Below are 23,052 nucleotides of genomic sequence, written 5' to 3' on the forward strand. Positions count from 1 at the left end.
TATTACTTCAGTTCTAAATCAACTTTAGCCGTTAAACCACCGTAATCATTGACCGTTTGATAACTCAGCTTATTGCCTGAAGTCGCTGAAATTTTTGTTTGGGCAAAAGGACTCGCCATCACATTTGGCACTTTTTGGTTATCAACAAAAACGTTCACAAAAGAAACGTGATAAGGAGATGGATTATTCACCATGATGCCTTCTGCTGATTTTGAAAACTTAAGTGTTTCTAATGCGGCTTCAGGTTTAGTTTTTAGATTTATCGGTCTTACAAACAGTTTGATTCGAGATAAAACAGCAAGTTGCAAAATATTTTTGTCAATCAAAGTCGATTTATCAATCGAAGGAATTGCCTTGACATTGACCCAAAATACCGACTCTCTATCTTGGGGTAAGTTGGTAGCAACATTGACAATTCTTAAAGTATTTTCGCTATTTGCTTCTGCGACAAATAAGGGCGGAGTAATCAGAAAATCTTTTGATTTTTCATCTAGATTATTTTCAATCCATGAGTTAATTAAAAAGCGTTCTTTATTGTTGCTGTTGACAATAGCTAATGAAACTTGCTTGGCATCGGTTGGGTAAATAACACGAGTTGCCCCAAGTGATATACCGCCAATAATATTGTTATTGGCCAAGCTGGTAGATGCTAAGCAGGCTAAGGTTATACTAAGAACACCATTTTTAAATAAGTTCAGTTTCATATAAGTCCTTAGAATTCATTTATGGATAAAAAACAGAAATTAAAATATTCGATGCTTGAGCGGATGACTGCTCTGAAGTTTGGTTGAGGAGAATACCAATCCTATTTTTAGCGAAACTGTCATAACGTTCAGGTCGATCAATTTGTCGAATAAATTTCTGATCCAGACGGGTCTGTTCAAAATCTTGAATGTTTAATTCTTGATGAATATCAAAATCATTTCTTGCTTTTGGATCTGTATAAAACATCTCATGGGTTGGCTTATTTTGTTCAGATAGACCAATGGCGAGATTGTCGTAGATGCTTACAGGGCATAATGAAAAATTGATTTGAATTGGAGAATTGGGAGTTTTAATAGATACAGCAGCATTATTCTCAATCAAGATTGAGCAGCTTTGATTTATCAAAACTCCCTGAAAATGAGCTCTTCCACCAAATACATAACTTTCTGCGTAAATATGAGTACTTACTAATATTCCAACAATCAGGGTTATATACTTTTTCATGGTAAATAAGCTCATGTAATCAAATATTTAATAATTATCTTAGGCAGATAAATTATTCATATTTCACTACAAAAGTTGCATCAGCATTTGCTTGACCAGGTGTAGATGCACCAGTCGCTACATAACGAGCGCTGAATTGAAGTGTGTTATCACCAGTGATCAATGTTTTAGGTGTAGAGAAACTAGCACCAGTAACACCTAAGATTTTTGAAGTGTCATCAGCAATCTCAATCCCTACATTTGTTGCAGCAGTAGAGTTTGTACCACCAGCAGCAACTGAAAGTAAGTTTGCATTAGACGTTACAGACTGACCATAAAATGCAACAGCAGCAGTTGCTTGAACTGTTGGATCACAGTCAACAAGTTTGATTTGGAACGGTACTGGAGTTGTTTTATCGCCAGCAACAGCTAAACGTGCAGTACGGTATTGACCTAAATCAACAGTTTGATTTGAAGATTCTGTACTTACAGCACATGCTGCATTTACGATTTCACCAGTAAAATGTACTGTTCCACCATTAACAGTTACAGGATCAGCAGCGAAAGCTGAAACAGAAAGCGTTAAAGCAGATAAAGTTGCAGTACTTAATAGAGCTAATTTCATAGTAAAACCCATTCATTTTAGAAGGTTGATTTTTAATATTTATTTAAAATCATTTTTTATGATTTCAATAAATTACACTTAGTCGCACTGTTTAATAAAATAGTAATGTACTTAAATAAATGCAGGGTTATAGTGACTTACATCACAATAGATAACTTTGTATTTTGTGCATAATTAATTTGTATTTGACGCCCTTATCTTTTTTTATGAAAAGTATATGAATTAATGTGATTAATCTGAGAGCTTGGTTTAGATGTGCTGTGTACAGTGTTGTTGCTTATTATTGATATAAGTGAGTACGGTTTTTTGATCAAAAATGCTCATTGAATGAGTAGATCTAAGCTGAGTTTGATAAAAATTCTTGATGAAAAAGGATATTCGGAAATGTCATCTTCAACTGTCTGAGGTAGGCTGATTCTGGAATTGAATAAAATTCAGCAAGACTCCGTCAAGATCATTGTTTTTTAATAGAGTTTTGCAAATGAAGCTTTGGAGTGATTTCTAAATGTAGTTAAGCTTTATCAACTATGAAACTTTTACCATCGCATAGAAATAGATGTATGAAGATCAAGTTTTCAATGCCCCACGATATGATCACCATCTAGGATTCAAAAGTACAAAAAATGAATTGATAACCAACTGTTTATCAAAGTTCATTCAAAACATAAGCTTCATTTATGTTCAATGACTTGATGCAAATCACTTGTATGAATAATTAGATGGTTTGACTATAGTTTGGAAGCCAGACTTACCCTATAAGCTTCTGCTGCATAACAACAGCAATCAAAACTAGACGATTTATACAACGCTTGATTGTGTATAGTGCTTTATTTTTTAATCTGAGATGGCATTCCAATTTGCGCAGCTAAAGGCGAGAAAATCACTTTAATTGGAGAGTTAGCCCGACTTTGCTGTACATCAGGCCCTATATAATTCTTGCCTTGAGATGTTGCAAAACTACGATGCCACACACTAAGTTCAGTGTCTGACAGCCACGCTATGTGCAAAGCATTATCCTTTGCGCCAAAGTCGATGGTTCTTACATCAAATTGCGCCAAAGCATGAATAAATGAACGACATTTTTCAGTTTCACCTTTTTTTAGAACTGAAACCTGAACTTGGGTTGCAGCACCAAACATTGCATCATTGGCTCGGCACTGAAGAACTTCCACATGAAAACGTCCATCAGGAGAGGGCAGATCTCTTATCAGCTTATTTACCGTGCTGGATTGGCATGCTGTTAATACGATGGGTAATATCAGTAAAGTACATATCCTTGTCAGTTTCATTTTATTCCTTGCTATGTAAATACATTACGATTTTTGTTTTATCGCTTTATTCAAATCGGCCAGTCTGCTTTTAGCCAATACACGGAATGATTCAGTTGAATTATTTTCACAACTTAGACTGGTCATCATATCGTGTTGCATGTTTACTGGCGATTTAATAAAGGATGATGTGTTTAAGTTTATCTGTATTTTGCTGTTTTAAAATATGTTTTTGTATTGATTTTTCACATGATTTAATTATTTGTGTTTAGCTGCTCTGTATTTAATCTTAATGGGAATGCTTAGAGAAAATTTAATGAATAAAAAGGGCTTGCAGAAAAAAGTTGTAGAAGTTTTAATCTAAGTTTGAACGTTAGATAAAATATTAACATTCCATCAATCAGAAAATTGATCATATATTGTTTGTTTTTATAGGTAAAAATCATTCAATTTATCGAAGGTTATTGACCATGAGGGCTTTTATTATGTTTAAAACATTCACGATCGCAGAGCAACACTATTTTAAACAATTCATGGGGATCGCAAACACGCTTGTGTTGGCGTTTGTTGTTTTGATGTGGTCAGGCCATGTGGCCGCAGAGGGCAATTGTCCTCCTGGTTATTATCCAATTGGTGGGCAAGGCCTGCAAGGGTGTGCACCGATTCCAAGCGGCGGTAGTAATGGTGGTGGCGGTGGTGGCACATATAAATGGGAACCCTCACTTTGGGAAAAGCGTTGGGGTGCGATTGCTGAAGATAAGGCAGCACCTTCTCGACCTACAGGTTATGCCCAAGCGACACGAACCGAACGTGGGGCAAAAAAAGTAGCCTTGGAAAATTGCCAAAAAAAGGGAGGTAAAAATTGTGAAGTCATCTTTACCTATAACAATAAATGTGTTGCCTTGGCTGATCCGACTCAAGGTGGTCAAGAGTCTGTGATTAGAATTGATCGTACGCCAGCAGGCGCCAAAGCATTAGCTGCTTATGAGTGTCAAAGTAAAAACAAGCAAGAGTGTAAAGTGGTTTACTCAGCATGTAGTACTTATTACGAGCCGGGGGCCAGTATATTTTATTGGTGGTAATACATAGCGGTTCTGCTTTAAGTAACATTGCCTATTGTGATAAACCCGAGATAAGTGTTTGAAGTAAAATATATATTTAAATAAAAGATCGGATCTTTTTTAAAGGATAAAAATGATGAAAGCTGTTAATTTTTTACTGAGCAGTATTTTAATTTTGCCCTTGTTTGCACATGCAGATACCTTGAAACTGCAAAAAAGCACGCAAGAATTTGATCATTATCGTGGACAAATTACAGTGAATGGAGAATATTCATATTATTTTGATGATGAAGTGGCGGGTGATGTTATCTGTTTTCATCCCAGTGCACCTTCAGATCAGTTGATACCACGTAAGCCTGATGATCGCCGTTCACGCTGGTTTTGTTTTAGTGATACTCAACAGGTTGCTCAGGCATTGAAGCTCAACAAAAGACCCAAGGAAGGTTATATTGGCTATACCGGACATGCAACTGTAACAGTTGGAGAATATGCGGTTTATAAGGGCGAAAGTGATGGTACTGATCTGGCAAAATTGGTATCAGTCCAAAAAGCAGATACCCCAAAACTAGTTAAAAGCTCAGGTTATTAAAAGACCATTTTTATCGCAATGTTAAATTAAATACATATTTAAAGTTTAAAGGAAATAAATCATGAAAATTGTTAGTTTTTTACTGGCGGGTATGCTGATCACGCCAATTGTTGCACAGGCAAAAACACCACAACAATGGGCTGACTGCGCCGATAAGGTTGGGCGTACTATCGATGTACAAGAAGTTGGTAATATCGGCTATGAGTCAGAAATCAAAAGTAAGTGTGGTACACGTCCTGTTCCAACAACGGGTATGGCGAAACCAGATGGTAGACACCCGCATGACGTTATACAGGCAGCACCTTGGAAAGCTCGTTTTCAGCAATTAGTTGGCAAATCATATGCAAATCTCACTTCAGCTTTAGTGGTATCCAGTGCAATGCAGCGTCAGGGTGATTGGCTGGTAGGCAGTGGTTATGACCCACGTGGGGCGGGTTCGAGTAAGGCTGTCATTGCGATCAATACCAAAACAGGTAAAGTCATGGCGGCTTATTCCGATACTGAAGATGGTGTTAAATTCTTTGGCTTTGATGAAAATACCAAAGGTGTTCCAAGTAAATTTTCACAATGGGTTGCGGAAAGTGCAGCAGGCTGATTTGTTATAGTCAACCTGTAAAAAAACTCATATACAAGAAAATAATTTCTTTTAATTAATATTTTTAATTAAATCAATTGTATTGGGAAATAAATTGTTTGATTATCAAAAAGCTTGCAATGCCACACCTTACCTTCAAAGTTTAAATATCTTTGCGTAGGCGATGCCTCACTTTTCAGAGATGAAAAGGTGACAAAAATCTTTCGTTAGGCGAGGGGTACGTCCTGTACCCCCGCCCAACAGCGACATCCATGTCGCCCCCACGGTAGGACTAACCATCTAGGATTCAAAAGTATAAAAAAAGAATTGAGAACCAATTAAAATATTCATTGTGATTTAAAATCAGCAATTACAGGAAAATTACAATCTGGAGTTGTATAAATAGTTGTGTTAAAAGCTTAGGTTTGTTGTAGCAAAGATACGCTGGTTAGAGAGCAATCGACTGTTCAAAATATTGTGTTATTTCGAGTTACCATTTTGTATAAGAGCCTGAGTCTGTCATCAACACAGTCATATAAAAAAACAGCATTACTTAGCGATAATTAACAGTAAACAAGCTTTCAAAATAAGTTTTATAAGTATAATACGCCACTTGATGAAATGGGATTGAATAAACTGTTGCAGTAAAAATAGTGTTGCAAGAGGATCTTTTAATTAAGAAACTAATTATTAGACAAAGTTCAATTGTATTTTTTGTATTTATTGTTATTCAAATGTTATAATTTGTCTAAAGAAGGCTTTTTAAGCCAATTAAATTAGCTGATGTTGATGAATAAAACATGCTTCAATTAAATATTTCTAGGCTCACTTTGAGCGAAGATGGTGATACATTTTTAGCACTTGAAAAAATTCCTGCGATGCAACGTAGACGGCTATCAAGTATTGCTAAAATTGCATTGAATAGTGCAATTCAAAGTTTGCAGGGGATTCAGGTCGACTATATTGTTTGGAGCTCACAATATGGCGACGAAGAAAAAACACTTAAAATTTTACAAGATGTCCTGTCAGACCAAACCCCATCTCCGACACTTTTTTCAACCTCTGTACATAATGCAGTTTCAGGTTTGTATTCTATATTTTGTCAAGATGATACGGTTGCGACCAGTTTGGCCGCATCATGGTCTGAAGCTTTAGTCGAAGCTTATGCTTATTTAAAAACCCATCACAATGCCAAAAATGCCTTGGTGATTTATTATGACCAAGCCTTACCAGAAATATATGATGAGTATCAGAATTTTAAAGCTTTTTCATTGGCTGGAGTGGTCAGTTTAGAAAATGCCAATTTAAAAATTGCTGTAGAAAATCTGCAACTGCAACAGAGCAAATATTTAGAGGCTCAAGATTTTAATGTGTTTTGGCACAATCAAAACCTGATAGAAAAGGGTGTTTGGGTCAAATGTTAAATATCAATAAAGTAAAGAAAAAGTTAAATTACGCTTGGCGTGTTGGTGCTACAGGTTTTAGTTTTGCAAGTTTTGGCTTGGGTGGAATTGTGATTGGGGGTGTGGTTGCACCATTGGTGAAAGTCAGCACATTTGATACAAGAAAAAGACAAGATCGTGCGCAAAAAGCCATTAAATATAGCTTTAAAGGCTTTACTGAAATGATGGTTAAATTGGGCATCATGACCTATGAGGTCGAAGGCTTGGAAAAGCTGGCCCATAGCCGTCAAGAGTTAGTCATTGCAAATCATCCAACCTTGATTGATGTGGTGATTTTGATTGGCTTAATGGAAAAGGCCAACTGTATTGTAAAAAAAGCACTTTGGCGTAATCCATTTACATTGGGGCCGGTACGTAGTGCAGGTTATATTTTAAATGAGGGATCTGAGCAATTCATTTTGGACTGCGTTAAAAAACTCCAAGAAAAAGATGCAGCCTCATTATTGATATTTCCAGAAGGGACACGAACAGAAAAAGGCGCATCACTGAATGAATTCCAACGTGGTGCGTCAAATATTGCGATTCGAGCGAATGTTCCAATTCGTCCGATTTTGATAGAATGCACGCCCTCGACACTGACCAAAAATGAAAAGTGGTATCACATTCCAAATGAACCATTTCACATTCAGATTACAGTGTTAGATGCGGTACATGTACAGGATATATTGGATGATGCTGCTGTGAACTCAAAACAGGTGAAACAGCTCAATCATTTTTTGCACAACTTATTTAATCAAGCGTTAATTAAACAAGAGTTATCTACAAATGAGCAATCTTGCTGATGAGTTAAAAGAAATGATCATTGATGTGCTGGTATTGGAAGATATTTCAATTGAAGATATTGATACCAATGCACCACTCTTTGGTGATGGATTAGGGCTGGATTCTATTGATGCCCTAGAATTAGGTTTAGCTTTGAAAAAACGCTATAACATTCATTTAAATGCTGAATCACAGGAAACCAAGCAACATTTCGCCTCTGTGCAAAGTTTAGTGGACTTGGTTGAAGCGCAACGTGCTGCTTAAGAGGTCGTTATGTTATCTGAAGAAATCGTCTTAACAAATCTACGTGAGTGGATGGAAGAACTATTTGAAATTGAACCTGCTGATATTCAGCTTGAGTCAAACCTGTATTCTGATCTGGATGTTGATAGCATCGACGCTATTGATTTAGTTGTTAAAATTAAAGAATTAACCGGTAAGCAAGTTAAACCTGAAGATTTTAAAAATGTTAGAACAGTGCAAGATGTTGTGGTTGTGATTCAAAATATGTCTGCAGAATGAAGCATTTGATCCGCAGTGGAGTCACCGTCTTATTTCTACTTTACCCATTTATCGTGGGCTACAGCCTAGCGCATGGTCATTTTATTTGGGTGAGTGCTTTGTTGGTTCTGCTCGGTGGATCACGCTTATTTTTTAAAAAAAGTGATCTTATGTGGCCATTAACTTGGTTTGCCATTATTTGTGGTGGGCTGAGTTTGATTTTAAAAGATCATGCTTGGTTAAAGCTGTACCCAGTATTGATGAGTGTGGGCGCGTTGATAATTTTTGCGACCACCTTAATCAAACCACCCTCAATGATTGAGCGTTTTGCACGTTTGGTTGAACCTGATTTACCCGAGTCTGGGGTGATCTGGACCAAAAATGTCACGATTGTTTGGTGTGGCTTTTTTATTTTAAATGCCTGTATTGCGCTTTATACAGTGTTATTTAGCAGTACTCAAATGTGGGTACTTTATAATGGTTTTATTTCTTATCTTTTGATGGGTTTGTTATTTGCAGGTGAATTTGTACTGCGAAAAATTCATCAAGCTAAAAATCATACGAGTTAAAATAAACGCTTATGTTGTGTCATTTTCAAAGCCACATTTATGCTGAAAAATGTGTGTGTATCACCTCTGATTTTAGTGTCAAAACATTCTCCCAATTTTGGCAGGAGGTGTTAAGTGAAAAAACACACATTGAACAATCCGCTGAAAGTGCATGGGCCTTGTGGCAAAATGACAGTTATGATTTTTTAGTGTTATTTTTTGCAGTTTTACTGGCAGATAAACAGGTGATTCTCCCACCAAATCGTGTGCGTGATTTGGAAAAAAGCTTAGCGGCTCAGAATATTTATTTTATTGAACGACAATATAAACAGATTAATCCTGTAGTTGAAAATACTCAACACATTGATCTAAATGATGATTTTTTAAATCGTGCAGCAGTGTTTTTTTATACTTCGGGTTCTACAGGACAACCTAAAAAGATTCCGCGTACTCTAAAACAGCTGCTTAATGAAGTACAGGGTTTAGATCAAAGTTTTGATCTAGCAGAAAATGCACTGGCGCTTGCTACAGTCAGTCATCAACATATTTATGGTCTATTGTTTAAATTACTTTGGCCACTTGCCAGTGGCAGAGCTTTTTATAATCCGCAATTGGCATTTCCTGAAGATGTGGTTGAAGCACAAAAAAAATTACAGCATTTAAGTCACGATAACTTTGGTTCAAATCATTATGTGGTTTCCAGCCCAGCACTTTTAAAACGTTGGACCTCTGATGTATTACTTGAACAGTATTCAGTGGTTTATTCTTCAGGTGGTAAATTAGATGCTGGAGTGCGTCCGCTGCTCAATGCCAGTATCACCGAAATTTTTGGTAGTTCCGAAACGGGCGGTATTGCTTATCGCACACAAGATGAGGCGCTTTGGACGCCGTTTGCAGATGTCGAAATTAGTGTTACAGATGCGGGTGAGCTCGGTGTCTTGACTCAACATGCGTATATCAATGATTGGATCTATACCGCAGATAAAGTCGAAGTGTCGGTGCCTAATGATCAAAAAAGTCAGTTTCAGCTTCAAGGTCGCTTAGACCGTATTGTTAAGCTTGAAGAAAAGCGTTTAAGTCTTGATTCTATTGAAAGTGCTATTATTGAATTACCAGAAGTCAGTGAATGTCATACATTGATCTTTGAAAAGGATCATCGACAAATTTTGGCATGTGTGGCGGTATTGTCTGAACAAGCTCAATTAGAACTTAAACACAGTCATAAGCGTGCATTTGTCGCAAAAATAAAACAACAACTTGCAGATAAATTGGAATATATTGCGATACCGAGACAGTGGCGTTTTTTAAGCCAATTGCCGAAAAACGCCCAATCAAAGCTCAATAAAAATTATATGAAATCATTATTTGAAAACTTAAATTTACCCGTGGTTTTAGCATCGCATATTGATGCCAATAGCGCAGAATTTAAATTAGAATTTATTCCTGAACTGGCTGCTTTTAATGGGCATTTTCCTGATCACCCGATTTATCCTGGTGTTGGGCAAATTGCTTTTATTCAAAAGTTCGCTAAAGAGATCTGGGCTGATCTAGATTGGTGTACAGCATTAGAACAAATTAAGTTTCAGGAATTGATCCAACCGCATGCCGTGGTTTTGCTTAAACTTGAGCGTAAAGCAGATAAAATCAGTTTTCAATTGCAGCAGGCTGAACAATCTTTAGCATCAGGACGTTTAGTTTTTGCTACTGCGGTTAAAGCTTAGGAGACAGATGATGCAGCAATATCGATTAGGTTTTGTGATTCCTGTGTATAACCATCCACATTATATCAAAGCATTACTGGACTATATTCACTCTTATGGTTTGCCAGTGGTTTTAGTCAATGATGGTAGCGATATTGAATGTTCGACCTTGTTGCTAGAATTGGCGCAGCAGCATAAAAATGTATATCTGGTCGAGCACGCGACCAATCAGGGCAAAGGTCAGGCCGTGATGACAGGTTTATATCAGGCACAAGATCTTGGCTGGACACATGCTTTACAAATTGATGCAGATGGGCAGCACGACTGGCAGGATATTGAAAAATTCATCACCATCTCAGAACAGCATCCTCAAGCAATGATTTTGGGACAGCCGATCTTTGATGAAACGGTACCGAAAAAGCGTTTGTATGGCCGTTATGTCACCCATGTCTGGGTTTGGATTAATAGTTTGTCACTTGAAATCAAAGACAGTATGTGCGGTTTTCGTATTTATCCACTTGATCAAACCATTCACGTCCTCAATCGAGCAAAATTCCAACCACGCATGGGTTTTGACAGTGAAATTTTAGTGCGTCTAAAGTGGGAACAAGTTCAGTTTATCAACGTACCTACTGCCGTGATTTATCCAGAACAAGGTATTTCACATTTTAATGTGTGGAAAGATAATTTAGGACTCAGTAAAGCACATGCGCGACTTTTTGCAGGCATGTTAATTCGCTTACCTAAATTATTGGCACAAAAAACCAAAGGTTCAGCACATGACTGAATCACATACAAAACGATGGAGTGAGCTTAAAGAAAAGGGTGGAATGTTGCCTTTGATGTTAATGCTGTGCTTCTACCGTTTTGGTGGGCGTTTTTTATGTAAGCTGGTGCTGTATTTCATCATCATGTGGTACTGGATTTTTTCTCGGACGGCGCGTCAGGCTTCATTGCTTTATTTACAAAAGTTGCATCATTTTGCTCAAGAAAAGTCACCATTTTCACATCAACCGAATATGAGTCATTCGTATATTCATTTGATGACATTTGGTGAGTGTATTTTGGATAAAATTGAAGGTTGGCTGGGAAAAGTCGCAGAAGAAAAGCTGATTTTGCATGGGCATGTGCATTTTCAGGAAAATTATAAAAAAGGTGCGATCATTGTGGTATCGCATTTTGGCAATATCGAATTGCTACGTGCGATCAAATCTGATCACCAACAAAAAATAAATGTATTGGTTTATCAAAAACATGCCAGTAAATTTAATGAATTTCTTAAAAAGCTCAATCAAAAAGCCGATGTGCATCTGATTTCGGTCGATGAACTTGGCGTTGATACTGCGATTCTTTTGCAGGAGAAACTGGATCAGGGTGAGTGGATCATCGTGGCAGCAGATCGAGTGCCGGTTCAATCGCAACGTGTCGAAAATCTTAAATTTTTAGCTGATGAGTCCGCTTGGCCGCAAGGACCTTGGATTTTAGCGAGTTTACTGAAAGTTCCGATATTGGCGGTTTTCTGTTATCGCAAGCAAGACAACTTTCATGTGCATATCCACTTAATCGCTCAAAAACTTAATTTTCCGCGGCAAACCCGCAACCAAGCCATAGCTGAAGTCATGCAACGCTATGTTCAACTGGTCGAACAGCATTGCGTAGATGCACCTTATCAATGGTTTAATTTTTATAATTTTTGGAACAAATAAAAATGCAGTCACTTGTCATCGGAGAAAAACCACTTTCAATTGAAGAGGTTGTTGCTGTCGCAAATCAACAGCTCAAAGTGGCGCTGCCTAAGTCTGAAAGTTGGCAGGCATTGATTCAACGAGGTGCTGATTTTCTCGATCAATTATTGCAAGAAGAAGGCGTCATCTATGGGGTAACCACAGGTTATGGCGATTCTTGTTTGGTTGAAGTGCCTGCACATCAGGTCAATGAATTGCCTTTGCATTTATCTCGTTTTCACGGTTGTGGTTTAGGGCAAAATCTGGACTTGATCACTGCTCGTGCTGTGATGGTGACTCGATTATGTTCTTTGGCGCGTGGCTATTCAGGGGTATCACATGCTTTACTTGAGCGTTTGGTTTGGATGCTTAATGAAAATATTATTCCAGTGATTCCTTCAGAAGGTTCAGTCGGCGCCAGTGGTGATTTAACCCCATTGTCTTATATTGCAGGGGCATTGGTCGGTGAACGGGATGTTTACTATCAAGGTAATATCGTTGCAGTTGCGGATGTTTATGCTGAATATGCGATACAGCCTTTGGCACTCAGACCCAAAGAGGGACTTGCCATTATGAATGGTACTGCGGTAATGACCGCAATGGCCTGTTTAAATTATAAAAAAGCTGAGCAGATTAGTTTAGCAAGTACTTTAATTACAGCATTAAATGTGTTGGCATTAGAGGGCAATCCAAGCCATTTTGATGAAGTGTTATTTGCCCAGAAACCGCATGCAGGACAGCAAGAGATTGCCAAGCAACTACGTGAATGGTTAAACGATAAAGTACAAACAGAGCATCAAAGTCCACGTTTGCAAGATCGTTATTCACTGCGTTGTGCACCACATGTTATTGGAATCTTTGAAGATTCTAAAACTTGGCTTAGACAATTTATTGAAAATGAATTGAACTCAAGCAATGATAATCCGTTAATTGATCCGATCAATTTACGCGTGTTACATGGTGGGCATTTCTATGGTGGACATATCGCACAGGCTATGGATAGCTTAAAAATTATGATTGCCAATATTGCTGATTTGATGGATCGTCAGCTTGCACAGTTGGTCGATCATAAAATGAATCATGGTTTACCGCGCAATTTGACTGGTGCTAAAACTGATCGCTTACCGCTCAATCATGGTTTTAAAGCCGTACAGATAGGCGTGTCAGCTTGGACTGCCGAAGCGCTTAAACAGACGCTTGCAGCTTCAATTTTTTCACGTTCAACCGAGTGCCATAATCAAGATAAAGTCAGTATGGGCACGATTGCCGCACGTGATGCCAGTCGGGTGATTTTATTGACCGAACAAGTGATTGCTGCATTGAGCTGTGCTGCGGTTCAAGCAATTGAACTGAGAGGATTGGCACAACAATTAAGTCCAGTGTTGGGTTTGTTTAGACAATGGGTACTGAAAGAATTTCATTTTGTTGAAGAAGATCGTCCATTGCAAAAAGAGCTACAAGCGATAGTGGATCATCTTGAAAATCTCAGTCTGTTAAACTGCAATTTGTTGCAGCACAAGCAGGAGAACGCTGATGTATGCTGATGTCATTATTGATGTTCCATTTCATGATGTAGATACCATGAATGTGGTTTGGCATGGGCATTATCTCAAATATTTTGAAATTGCCCGTTGTAAATTGCTGGATCAATTTGACTATAACTATAATCAAATGAAAGATTCTGGTTATGCATGGCCAGTGATTGAAAGTTATGTCCGTTATGCGCAAGGTATTATTTTTGGGCAGCATATCCGAGTACGTGCGACTTTAAAAGAATGGGAAAACCGTTTGAAAATCGAGTACCAGATTTTTGATGCAGAATCAGGTAAACGCCTCACCAAAGGTTTTACCAGTCAGGTGGCAGTCGAGATAGAAACTCGAGAAATGTGCTTTCAGTCACCACAAGTATTTTTAGACCGCCTATATGCATGGTCTGAATTTAAGACCAAATAGGGGGCATAAAAAATGTTGAATTTTAAAAATAAAATCAAACTGATCATCACCAGTATGATGTTTATGGTTGTGACGGCACTTCCATTGGCAAGTTATGCGGAAAGTTCTAAAGTTGGGCAAATTTTTCAACAGCTTTCCCAAACACCTGTAGTTCGTGCTCATTTTGAGCAGCAAAAAAAGCTCACCTCGTTAAATAAAACTTTTAGCTCAAATGGGCAGGTTTTATTTTCCAAAAGCCAAGGGGTGATTTGGCAGATTCAAAAGCCTGTTCAAGCGGATTTGATTGTTACCCCAAAAAAGTTGCTACAAAAAACCCAGCGAACTATGAGTCAACTTGAGATTAATAACAGTCAATATGGTTCAGTGGCGACCATGTTTTTACAGTTAATGGCAGGCGATGAAACAGCCTTAGCCAAAAATTTTAATGTGGTTGCAGCCAATTACACAACATCAGCTTGGGATGTCACATTGACCCCGAAAAGTGCGTTGTTTAAAAAACTGTTTGTCAAAGTGAATGCGCAAGGTGGACGTTATGTCAATCGTATTGTGATTACTGAACAAGCCAATAATATGACGATTATTAATTTTAGTCAGCAGACGGCTCAACCTCAAACTTTATCGGCGTCTGAGAATGCACTTTTCCAATTGGCAAAATAAACTCACTGCAATTTGGTTGATATTTTTAGTCATCATTGCGATCGGGCTGGGATTTACATGGATGCAAAAAGGCATTCACATCCAGACCAATATTTTTGCTTTACTGCCAAAAGTAAAGCAGGACAAACAGCTTGAGCAAACTGAACACTATGTTAGTGAGCAATTGAACAATAAAGTGTTCTTGGTGATTGATGCAAAATCATCTGAACAAATTGATCAAGCAACACAGATATTAAGGGCTGATGTCCAACAGTCGAATTTGTTTAAGCCATTAAAAGCGCAAGTTGATACTGAAGATTTTGCCAAGACTTTATATGCACATCATGCAGGCTTAATCAGTTCGCAAGATCAAGCAATCTTAAAACAACAGGATTATGCGGCACTGACTGAACAAAGTTTGATGCAAATCATGAGTCCGGGTATGCCAATCACTGAAAGCTTGCTTCAACAAGATCCATTGTTATTATTTCCACGTTATGCCATGGGGCTTGCAAGCCTGCAACAGCATTCAAATATCGAAATACAAGATGGTTTTGCCACAATTTCTGATGAGCAAGGCTATTCTCGACTATTTAATTTAGAACTTTTAAAAAGTCCTTATGATATTGAGTATCAAGAACAAACTGCCCAATGGATGGCTAATGTTAATCAGCAATTGAGCAAGATCGGGGTGAAACCGCACTGGACTGGAACAATTGTTTTTTCGCATTTTGGTACCCAATCTGCAAAGAACGAAATTTCTACAATCGGCGTGGGTTCGAGTATCGGTGTCTTACTTTTGGTCTGGTTTGGTTTCCGCTCTATTCGCCCGATGTTGACCGAGTTTATTGCGGTTGCCACAGGTTCAATGGTGGCTTTTGCGGTAACCCACTGGATATTTTCCGAAATACATCTGATGACTTTGGTTTTTGGTGCAAGTCTGATTGGGGTATGTGTCGATTTTTCCTTTTACTTTATGGCAATGCAATCGCAGCAACGACATCTCAATGGATTTGCCGTATTAAAGCCGATTTTACCCAGTTTGTTGATCGGGCTTTCAACCACATTGCTGGCGTATTTATTTTTAAGTTTCACCCCTTTTCCCGGCTTTAAGCAGATTGCCGTATTTTCAATGGTGGGCTTAACTGCTGCTGGAATCACCAGTTTATTATTACTACCGCGTTTACCTGCCTTAAATGCTGAACCCGCAATACGCAGATTAAGCTTTATTGGCACATGGCGTAATTATTTTTTAGCGCACGCAACAAAGCGTTATCTGCTGATTTTTGTGATCTTTGTGGTTTCAGGATCAAGTTTGCTGCTAATCAAAAGTAATGATGATGTACGTAATTTACAAAGCATGGATCAACATTTAAAGCAGGAAGACCAATATATTCGTTCTCGTTTTGGGCAAGCGCAGGGCAGCGATTATTTTGCAATTTATGCCAATTCAGCAGAGGATCTTGCAAGGCAAGAACAACGCTTAATCCATGTGCTTTCTCAGTTAAAACAACAGGGCAAAATTGACGGATTTCAAGCAATAGGGCAAACGATTCCTTCGCTGGAACAGCAACAGCAGAATGTTGAAGCGCTACAGAAAATTCCAAAATCAGTACTGGTGGAATATGCAAGCGCGATGCAACTTGATCCGAAAGATGTCCTGAGTTGGCAAGCAAGATTGTCTCAACAAACATTGTTAAATTTAGATCAGTTTGCTGCCCATCCTTTGGCATTTTTACAGGTTAATCCGCAGCAAAGATTGATTTTGATTCAAGGCATAAAAGATGTAACAGCCGTAGAGGCTTTGCAAGATCAGCAGAATAAGCTGGTTCGTCCTGTACATAATTTATCGCGCTTATTCCAAGACCATCGGATCCAAGCTGAATATCTTTTTGTTTATGCATTAATTGCCTTAGCGATCGGTTTAATGCTGATCTATGGGATTAAATCGGTGTTCGCTTTGATGGTGCCTGTGACTTTGGCGTTGATGAGCACTTTTGCATTACAGGCATGGATGGGCGTTGAGATTAATCTATTTAGTGTAATGGGGGTTTTTCTCATCTTGGGGATTGGTGTGGATTACGCTATTTTCTACCGTCAAGGGCACGATCATCCGCATGTGGTCGGGATGGCATTATTTCTCTGTATGATGTCGACGTTGTTGGGATTCGGTTTATTGGCGTTAAGCCATACCTATGCAATACATTGTTTTGGGTTAACGGTTCTTTTTGGGGTAATTTTTTCGTTTATCTATGCCACGCTGTTTACGCCGGCAGACTCAAAATTAAATCAAAATCAATTAATCAGTCAAAGAACTGAACATTAAGGTGAGTACATGAAGGGTTTAGATTTACAACAAACAGATGTGGTGATCATCGGGGCAGGACCATCGGGAAGTTCCGCAGCAGCACTGCTTCGACACAAAGGTTATCAAGTGGTGATCATTGAAAAGCAGCATTTTCCTCGCTTTTCGATCGGTGAATCACTTTTGCCACAATGTATGGTGTTTTTAGAAGAGGCCGGTTTATTAGACACAGTTCGTGAACATGTTGAAGAATATGCATTTCAATTTAAAAATGGGGCAGCATTCTTACGTGGTCATCAACGGAGCTACTACGATTTTACTCAAAAATTTAGTGAAGGCCCAGGAACGACATGGCAGATTAGACGTGCCAATTTTGACCATCTTTTAGCACAGCAAGCTGAACAATATGGGGCTGAAATTCGTTTTGGGCATGAGGTTGTTGCAGTTGATGTTGAGCTTGATCATCCTCTATTAACGGTTAAAGATGAGCAGCAAAATATCTATCAAATTCAGGCTAAATTTTTACTGGATGCCAGTGGCTTTGGTCGTATTTTACCGAAACTTCTTGATCTGGAAAGTCCTTCAAATTTTCCAGTACGCCGTGCGGTGTTTAGTCATATTGAAGATGGGATCTTGGATGATCCTGAATTTGACCGAAATAAAATCCTGATTACGGTACATGAAAAAGATCACCGTGGATGGTATTGGTTAATTCCGTTTGCGGATGGTCGCTGTTCATTTGGGATTGTTGCTGAACAGGATTTCTTTGATCATTATGGTTATATCTCTGATGAGCCTGAAGCCTTATTGGCTTTATTTAAAGATATTCTTGCAGATGAACCGAGTTTGTCGCATGTTCTGCGCAATATGAAATTTGATACGCCAATCCGTACTTTGGTCGGCTATTCAGCAAATGTTAAAACCTTGGCACAGCGTAATTTTGCTTTGCTGGGCAATGCGGGTGAGTTTTTAGATCCTGTGTTTTCATCTGGGGTGACTATTGCACTCAAGTCTTCAAGTTTGGCAGTACCTTTAGTCGATCAAGTCTTACAAGGTGGACAAGTAGACTGGATGCAAGAATATGAAAAACCTCTGCGTAAAGGAATTAAAGTATTTCGCGCTTATGTAGAAGCATGGTACGACGGTGAGTTTCAAGATGTAGTATTTTCAAAAAATCAAAATGAAAAAATCCGTCGTATGATTGCGTCATTATTGGCAGGCTATGCTTGGGATGAAACGAATCCAATCTATCGCAATGCACGACAACGCTTAAATACCTTAGCTGAGTATTGTCGTCATGATCTGGAACAGAGCAAAATACTTGAGAGCGAATAATGCAAATTTGGTTAAAAACAATGAGCATCAGTCTGTTGTTAGCGCTGGGTGCCTGTCAAAGTATGTATCCACAGCCACAAGGTCTGGTTCCTGTGGTTTGGTCTGCTGATCCAGCCTTGGCGCATTATCAGCGTCAAGATCAAGTTGAAGTTGTCTGGAAAAATCAAAGTTTTAGCTTTTTGCTCTACCAAGAACAACAGGCGAAAAACTTGCAAATGTTTGCTTTAAGCTTAACTGGACAGCAATTGTTTAGACTGGATTTCGATGGTCAAAAAGTGCAGGTGCATGAAAGGATAAGGCCGATGCGTTTGTTACCCTTTGATTTTGTGGTTCGAGATATTCTGTTTGCAACTTATCCTGATTTTGCAAAAAATCATTTAGAAAATGTTAAAGTGAAACAGGGCGTTGATCAGACTGAAATAGAGATCGATCAAAAAAATGTTTTAACGATAAAAACGCATGCTGATCATATTGAGCTGGATAACCTGCAAGTTCCTTATCAAATGATCTTTAGCCCTGTGGAAAATACTTTAAAAGACAATTCATTAGAGCAAAGTGAAGTGGAAGATCTACAAAAAAATGACAAAAAAGATTGATTTAAATCATCCCGCTGTAGGCATTCATTGTTCAGCCAGTTTATCTGCTTTAGGTGATCATCCTGAACAGGTCAAGGCACAATTGACCTCATTGGAAAACAGTTTAACCCTGAATAAATCTTTGATTTTTGATCAGCCTGTATGGGTGGGTGCTTATCCACATCCGTTATGTAGTGATATTCCCGTGGCGCTAAAAAACTATGACTCGCGTAATTTACGTTTTGCCTTAACTGCGCTTGCACAATGTGAATCTCAGTTACGTGACTATGTGGCTAAGTTTGATAAAAAGCGGCTTGCAATCATTGTGGGGACCTCAACGTCAGGTATTTCGGACAATGAACCCTTATTAAAAGCCTACTTTCAAGGCCAAACTGAAACAGTGATTCAACAGCAAAAGCAGGAAATGGGTAATCTCGCCAAAGCTTTGCAAATCTATTTGGGCTGGGACGGTCTTGCGTATACGATTTCTACAGCCTGTTCTTCAAGTGCCAAAGCTTTTGCCAGTGGGCAACGTTTAATTAATGCAGGGCTTGCCGATGCTGTATTGGTGGGTGGCGTAGATACCCTCGCTAAACTGACCTTAAACGGCTTTAACAGTCTGGAAAATTTGAGTGCAGGTATCTGTAGCCCATGTGGATATCAGCGGGATGGGATCAATATTGGTGAGGCCGCAAGCTTATTTTTACTCAGTAAAGAACCAGCGCCGATCATGTTGATTTCTGCGGGGGAATCCATGGATGCATGGCATATTTCTGCTCCTCATCCAGAGGGTAAAGGCGCAGCAACTGCAATGCAAAAAGCACTGGATCAGGCGCAATTAAAAGCTCCAGATATTCAGTATCTTAATTTGCATGGCACTGCAACCACGCATAATGATGATATGGAAATTAAAGCAGTCCGACAGGTCTTTCAGGACTATGCCGTTCCATTGAGTAGTACTAAGCATAAAACTGGACACTGTTTAGGTGCTGCGGGTGCATTGGAAGCCTATATTTGTACACAAGTGCTTAAAGATCAAAACTGGTTACCCCTTCATCAAAATGGTGTGATTGATCCTGAATTGGATGATCAGCATTACGTTGAACAGGATGATTTAAATCAAACGGCTCAATCTGATCCTGTGCGTTTTGTGATGAGTAATTCATTTGCCTTTGGCGGTAGTAATGTCAGCCTTATTTTTGGAACTGAAATCAGATGAGTTTAGATGCTATTCAATTTATTCCGCATGAAAAACCGATGGTTTTTGTAGATCAACTACTTGAGCTAGGGGAAAATTTTGCACTTGCCAATCTAACCATTACTCCTGAATTGATGTTTAGTGATGAACATGGTTTGCCGACTTGGAGTAGTATTGAACTCATGGCACAAACCATTAGTGCCTTTGCTGGTGCAAAAGGACAAAGAATGGGGCAAACGCCACAAATTGGCTATTTGCTCGGAACACGCAAATTAAATTTACCTTTGGCTTATTTTGAATTTGGTAAAACATTGACCATTCGGGCTGAACAACAATATTTACATGAAGGCTTGGCACAATTCTCTTGTGAAATAAGCTATGAAGAACATAAAATTAGCGCAGTTTTAAGTGTTTATGAACCACCTGTGAAAGCTGAGCAATAAGTAGGAATTAAGTGTGTCGAGAAGAATATTAGTGACGGGATCTAGTCGAGGAATTGGTAAAGCAATTGCTTTAACTTTAGCAAAATCTGGCTTTGATGTGGTGGTGCATGCACGTTCTAGACGTGCAGATGCTGAGCAAGTGGTCGCTGAAATCCAAGCGTTGGGGCAAAACAGTTATGTGCTACTTTTTGATGTCACCCAACGTGATAATACCCGACAGATACTGGAACAAGATATCGAGCTTCATGGTGCATTTTATGGCGTGGTGCTAAATGCAGGTTTAACCCATGATGGTGCATTTCCAGCTTTAACCGACAATGACTGGGATGAAGTAATTTCGACCTCATTGGATGGTTTTTATAATGTATTAAAACCTTTAGTGATGCCGATGATTCGCCTAAAACAAGGCGGGCGTATTGTCACGCTTTCTTCTGTTTCCGGCATTATGGGTAATCGTGGTCAAGTCAATTATAGTGCGGCAAAAGCGGGATTAATTGGTGCGACCAAAGCTTTGGCTTTAGAACTGGCAAAAAGAAAAATTACCGTAAATTGCGTTGCGCCGGGGCTGATTGAAACGGAAATGGTCACGGAAGAAGTAAAAGAACATGCTTTAAAAATGATTCCCTTACAACGTATGGGGCAGGTTGATGAAGTGGCGCATACAGTGAACTTTCTCTGCTCTGATCACGCAAGCTATATTACTCGGCAAGTGATTTCGGTGAATGGGGGATTGATTTAATGAAACGGGTTGTTGTGACGGGAATGTCGGGAATCACCTCACTGGGTGAAACGGCAGATGAAATTTTTGCCCAATTCCAAGCATCAAAAAATGGCATTCGTACGATGCCTGATTGGGAAATTTATACCGATTTACGTTGTAAAATTGCAGGTCCAGTAGAACACTTTGAGGTACCCAAACATTTTAATCGTAAAGTGACGCGAGGCATGGGACGAGTTGCATTGATGTCGGTGATTTGTGCTGAAAAAGCATTGGCAGATGCAGGCTTGATCGATCATCCTATTTTGAAAAGTGGCGACGCTGGTGTTGCTTTTGGCTCTTCTGCGGGGAGTGTCGATGCGGTCAAAGAGTTTGGGAAAATGCTCATAGACAACGACATGAGCCGTTTAAATGCGACCACGTATATCCGAATGATGTCACATACCAGCGCTGTGAATATGACGGTTTATTTTGGTTTAAAAGGTTTAACCTTACCCACATCAAGTGCCTGTACTTCAGGTTCAATGGCCATCGGACAGGCATTTGAAGCAATTAAACTAGGTAAACAAACGCTGATGCTTGCAGGTGGCGCTGAGGAGCTCAGTGCGACAGGTTCCGCAGTATTCGATGTGTTATTAGCCACCAGCGGGATGAACGACACACCTGAAAAAACACCACGCCCATTTGATAAAAATCGTGATGGTTTGGTGATTGGTGAAGGTGCTGGCTGTTTAGTGCTAGAAGAATATGAACATGCACTGGCCCGTGGTGCAACGATCTATGCAGAAGTCATCGGTTATGCCAGCAATACCGATGGTGAGCATGTCACTCGTCCAAATTCAGAAATGATGGAAAGATGCATGCGCATGGCACTTAAAGATGCCGCAATTTCTGCGCAAGAGGTTGATTATATTAACGCGCATGGGACTTCGACAGATCAAGGCGATGTTGCCGAAACTCAAGCTACTGCACGTATATTTGGTAAAAAACCGATCAGCTCATTAAAAAGTTATTTTGGACATACCCTAGGTGCATGTGGTGCAATCGAAGCTTGGCTGAGCATAGAAATGCTTCAACGCCAACAGTTTATCCATACTTTAAATTTGGATGAAATTGACCCATTATGTGGTGATTTAGATTATATCGTGCGAGAGCCACGAGAGATGAATGCAAAAACCATCATGACCAATAATTTTGCATTCGGAGGGATCAACACCTCCATTATTTTAAAACATACTTAAAAGAGGAAAAAAACGATGTCATTTAAACACTTGGTTGTTGTTTCAACTTTATGCTTTGCTGGAATCGTCTCTGCACAAGCTGCGGACACTGTCCATAATCTCAATTTTAAAGCAGCTGTAGATCAAGCTGTGGCTGATGGATTTTTAGATGGATCGGTAAAATTTTATCTTGCTGGGACTAAATCTGGCGGTCAAGTTTTAGAAAAAGCGGTTGTCAGTAATAAAAAAACCAATGGTTTTGGAAAGTCTGCGGAAAAGGCTTGTGATCATGTATTACGTTCAGCATTGATCCAATTGCAAAGCGCAGCAAAAGACAAAGGTGCCAACGCAGTGACCAATATTGTGAGCTATTTCAAAGCAAATGAATCAAAAAACACCACAACATATCAATGTTATAAAGGTACAGCACTTGCAAGCGTGGCTTTAAAAGGCGATATCGTTAAATTCTAAGTGGTAAACATGAGCCAATATCCAATTTAACAACAATGTTTGGGTATTGGCTTTTATGAGATCTCTTGCATAAATTAAAAAATGATCATGTTGAGTGAATCATATTGCTCTTCAAAGTTCTTTCTCCCCCTTGGGAGAAGGCTAGAATGAGGGTGCTTTATATTGATTTAATCTAGTAAAAGACTTGGTTTAAAA

Annotated in this window: 26 protein-coding genes; 22 read left to right on the forward strand and 4 right to left on the reverse strand. The window is 39.0% G+C overall.

The window, feature by feature from the left end; genetic code table 11:
* Positions 1-2: 2 nt before the first annotated feature.
* The 4 genes from M2R48_RS05745 to M2R48_RS05760 form a co-directional block, all read right to left on the reverse strand.
* Positions 3-704, reverse strand: a complete 702-nt coding sequence (locus M2R48_RS05745) for a fimbria/pilus periplasmic chaperone (RefSeq protein WP_004722216.1) — start codon at positions 702-704, stop codon at positions 3-5.
* Positions 705-723: 19 nt separating this feature from the next.
* On the reverse strand, positions 724-1,209 hold the full coding sequence (locus M2R48_RS05750) for a hypothetical protein (RefSeq protein WP_262085376.1): 486 nt from the start codon (positions 1,207-1,209) through the stop codon (positions 724-726).
* Between the two features lie 52 nt (positions 1,210-1,261).
* Entirely contained in the window at positions 1,262-1,813 is a 552-nt protein-coding gene (fimA, locus tag M2R48_RS05755) for a type 1 fimbrial major subunit FimA (protein WP_016539504.1), read from the reverse strand.
* Positions 1,814-2,640: 827 nt separating this feature from the next.
* Positions 2,641-3,102, reverse strand: a complete 462-nt coding sequence (locus M2R48_RS05760) for a hypothetical protein (RefSeq protein ID WP_262085377.1) — start codon at positions 3,100-3,102, stop codon at positions 2,641-2,643.
* A 464-nt stretch (positions 3,103-3,566) separates the two neighbouring features.
* Between M2R48_RS05760 and M2R48_RS05765 the strand changes: the two genes are divergently transcribed.
* The 22 genes from M2R48_RS05765 (at position 3,567) to M2R48_RS05870 (ending at position 22,857) form a co-directional block, all read left to right on the forward strand.
* Positions 3,567-4,163, forward strand: coding sequence for a DUF4189 domain-containing protein (locus M2R48_RS05765; RefSeq protein ID WP_096733519.1), 597 nt, complete (start codon positions 3,567-3,569; stop codon positions 4,161-4,163).
* Positions 4,164-4,275: 112 nt separating this feature from the next.
* Positions 4,276-4,731 carry a hypothetical protein gene (locus tag M2R48_RS05770; RefSeq protein ID WP_262085379.1) on the forward strand — a complete coding sequence of 152 codons (456 nt, stop codon included), beginning with the start codon at positions 4,276-4,278 and terminating at the stop codon, positions 4,729-4,731.
* Between the two features lie 61 nt (positions 4,732-4,792).
* Positions 4,793-5,326: a hypothetical protein gene (locus M2R48_RS05775; RefSeq protein ID WP_262085380.1), complete on the forward strand. Its 534-nt coding sequence runs from the start codon at positions 4,793-4,795 to the stop codon at positions 5,324-5,326.
* A gap of 779 nt (positions 5,327-6,105) precedes the next feature.
* Positions 6,106-6,729 carry a beta-ketoacyl synthase chain length factor gene (locus M2R48_RS05780; protein WP_262085381.1) on the forward strand — a complete coding sequence of 208 codons (624 nt, stop codon included), beginning with the start codon at positions 6,106-6,108 and terminating at the stop codon, positions 6,727-6,729.
* Positions 6,723-7,550, forward strand: a complete 828-nt coding sequence (locus M2R48_RS05785) for a lysophospholipid acyltransferase family protein (RefSeq protein WP_151956574.1) — start codon at positions 6,723-6,725, stop codon at positions 7,548-7,550. The genes M2R48_RS05780 and M2R48_RS05785 overlap by 7 nt, the downstream gene beginning before the upstream one ends.
* On the forward strand, positions 7,534-7,794 hold the full coding sequence (locus M2R48_RS05790; RefSeq protein ID WP_262085382.1) for a phosphopantetheine-binding protein: 261 nt from the start codon (positions 7,534-7,536) through the stop codon (positions 7,792-7,794). Before M2R48_RS05785 ends, M2R48_RS05790 begins: the two co-directional genes overlap by 17 nt.
* 9 nt (positions 7,795-7,803) lie before the next feature.
* Positions 7,804-8,052, forward strand: coding sequence for an acyl carrier protein (locus tag M2R48_RS05795; RefSeq protein ID WP_004819854.1), 249 nt, complete (start codon positions 7,804-7,806; stop codon positions 8,050-8,052).
* The gene (locus M2R48_RS05800) at positions 8,049-8,600 is read left to right on the forward strand and encodes a septation protein IspZ (RefSeq protein WP_234622720.1); all 552 of its coding nucleotides are present in this window, start codon (positions 8,049-8,051) and stop codon (positions 8,598-8,600) included. Before M2R48_RS05795 ends, M2R48_RS05800 begins: the two co-directional genes overlap by 4 nt.
* Before the next feature lie 11 nt (positions 8,601-8,611).
* Entirely contained in the window at positions 8,612-10,300 is a 1,689-nt protein-coding gene (locus tag M2R48_RS05805; RefSeq protein ID WP_262085383.1) for an AMP-binding protein, read from the forward strand.
* A 10-nt stretch (positions 10,301-10,310) separates the two neighbouring features.
* Positions 10,311-11,066, forward strand: coding sequence for a glycosyltransferase family 2 protein (locus tag M2R48_RS05810; RefSeq protein ID WP_262087452.1), 756 nt, complete (start codon positions 10,311-10,313; stop codon positions 11,064-11,066).
* Positions 11,059-11,985, forward strand: coding sequence for an acyltransferase (locus tag M2R48_RS05815; RefSeq protein WP_262085384.1), 927 nt, complete (start codon positions 11,059-11,061; stop codon positions 11,983-11,985). Before M2R48_RS05810 ends, M2R48_RS05815 begins: the two co-directional genes overlap by 8 nt.
* 2 nt (positions 11,986-11,987) lie before the next feature.
* Positions 11,988-13,547: a histidine ammonia-lyase gene (gene hutH, locus M2R48_RS05820; protein ID WP_262085386.1), complete on the forward strand. Its 1,560-nt coding sequence runs from the start codon at positions 11,988-11,990 to the stop codon at positions 13,545-13,547.
* The gene (locus tag M2R48_RS05825) at positions 13,537-13,956 is read left to right on the forward strand and encodes an acyl-CoA thioesterase (RefSeq protein ID WP_239046170.1); all 420 of its coding nucleotides are present in this window, start codon (positions 13,537-13,539) and stop codon (positions 13,954-13,956) included. The genes hutH and M2R48_RS05825 overlap by 11 nt, the downstream gene beginning before the upstream one ends.
* A gap of 57 nt (positions 13,957-14,013) precedes the next feature.
* Positions 14,014-14,613 carry a LolA family protein gene (locus M2R48_RS05830; protein ID WP_239046784.1) on the forward strand — a complete coding sequence of 200 codons (600 nt, stop codon included), beginning with the start codon at positions 14,014-14,016 and terminating at the stop codon, positions 14,611-14,613.
* A complete protein-coding gene (locus M2R48_RS05835; RefSeq protein WP_262085387.1) occupies positions 14,588-16,918 on the forward strand; it encodes an MMPL family transporter in 2,331 nt (776 codons plus the stop codon). The genes M2R48_RS05830 and M2R48_RS05835 overlap by 26 nt, the downstream gene beginning before the upstream one ends.
* 9 nt (positions 16,919-16,927) lie before the next feature.
* Positions 16,928-18,232, forward strand: a complete 1,305-nt coding sequence (locus M2R48_RS05840; protein WP_262085388.1) for an NAD(P)/FAD-dependent oxidoreductase — start codon at positions 16,928-16,930, stop codon at positions 18,230-18,232.
* Positions 18,232-18,828, forward strand: a complete 597-nt coding sequence (locus M2R48_RS05845; RefSeq protein WP_262085389.1) for a DUF3261 domain-containing protein — start codon at positions 18,232-18,234, stop codon at positions 18,826-18,828. The genes M2R48_RS05840 and M2R48_RS05845 overlap by 1 nt, the downstream gene beginning before the upstream one ends.
* Positions 18,812-20,026, forward strand: coding sequence for a beta-ketoacyl-[acyl-carrier-protein] synthase family protein (locus M2R48_RS05850; RefSeq protein ID WP_262085390.1), 1,215 nt, complete (start codon positions 18,812-18,814; stop codon positions 20,024-20,026). Before M2R48_RS05845 ends, M2R48_RS05850 begins: the two co-directional genes overlap by 17 nt.
* Positions 20,023-20,448 carry a 3-hydroxylacyl-ACP dehydratase gene (locus M2R48_RS05855; RefSeq protein WP_262085391.1) on the forward strand — a complete coding sequence of 142 codons (426 nt, stop codon included), beginning with the start codon at positions 20,023-20,025 and terminating at the stop codon, positions 20,446-20,448. The genes M2R48_RS05850 and M2R48_RS05855 overlap by 4 nt, the downstream gene beginning before the upstream one ends.
* Before the next feature lie 13 nt (positions 20,449-20,461).
* Positions 20,462-21,187 (forward strand): 3-ketoacyl-ACP reductase FabG2, encoded by a 726-nt coding sequence (locus M2R48_RS05860; protein ID WP_262085392.1) that lies wholly within the window; start codon positions 20,462-20,464, stop codon positions 21,185-21,187.
* Positions 21,187-22,407, forward strand: a complete 1,221-nt coding sequence (locus M2R48_RS05865) for a beta-ketoacyl-ACP synthase (RefSeq protein WP_262085393.1) — start codon at positions 21,187-21,189, stop codon at positions 22,405-22,407. Before M2R48_RS05860 ends, M2R48_RS05865 begins: the two co-directional genes overlap by 1 nt.
* A 15-nt stretch (positions 22,408-22,422) precedes the next feature.
* Positions 22,423-22,857 (forward strand): excinuclease, encoded by a 435-nt coding sequence (locus M2R48_RS05870; protein WP_262085394.1) that lies wholly within the window; start codon positions 22,423-22,425, stop codon positions 22,855-22,857.
* Positions 22,858-23,052: the final 195 nt, after the last annotated feature.

It is taken from the genome of Acinetobacter sp. I-MWF, assembly GCF_025433935.1.
Taxonomy (GTDB): domain Bacteria; phylum Pseudomonadota; class Gammaproteobacteria; order Pseudomonadales; family Moraxellaceae; genus Acinetobacter; species Acinetobacter guillouiae.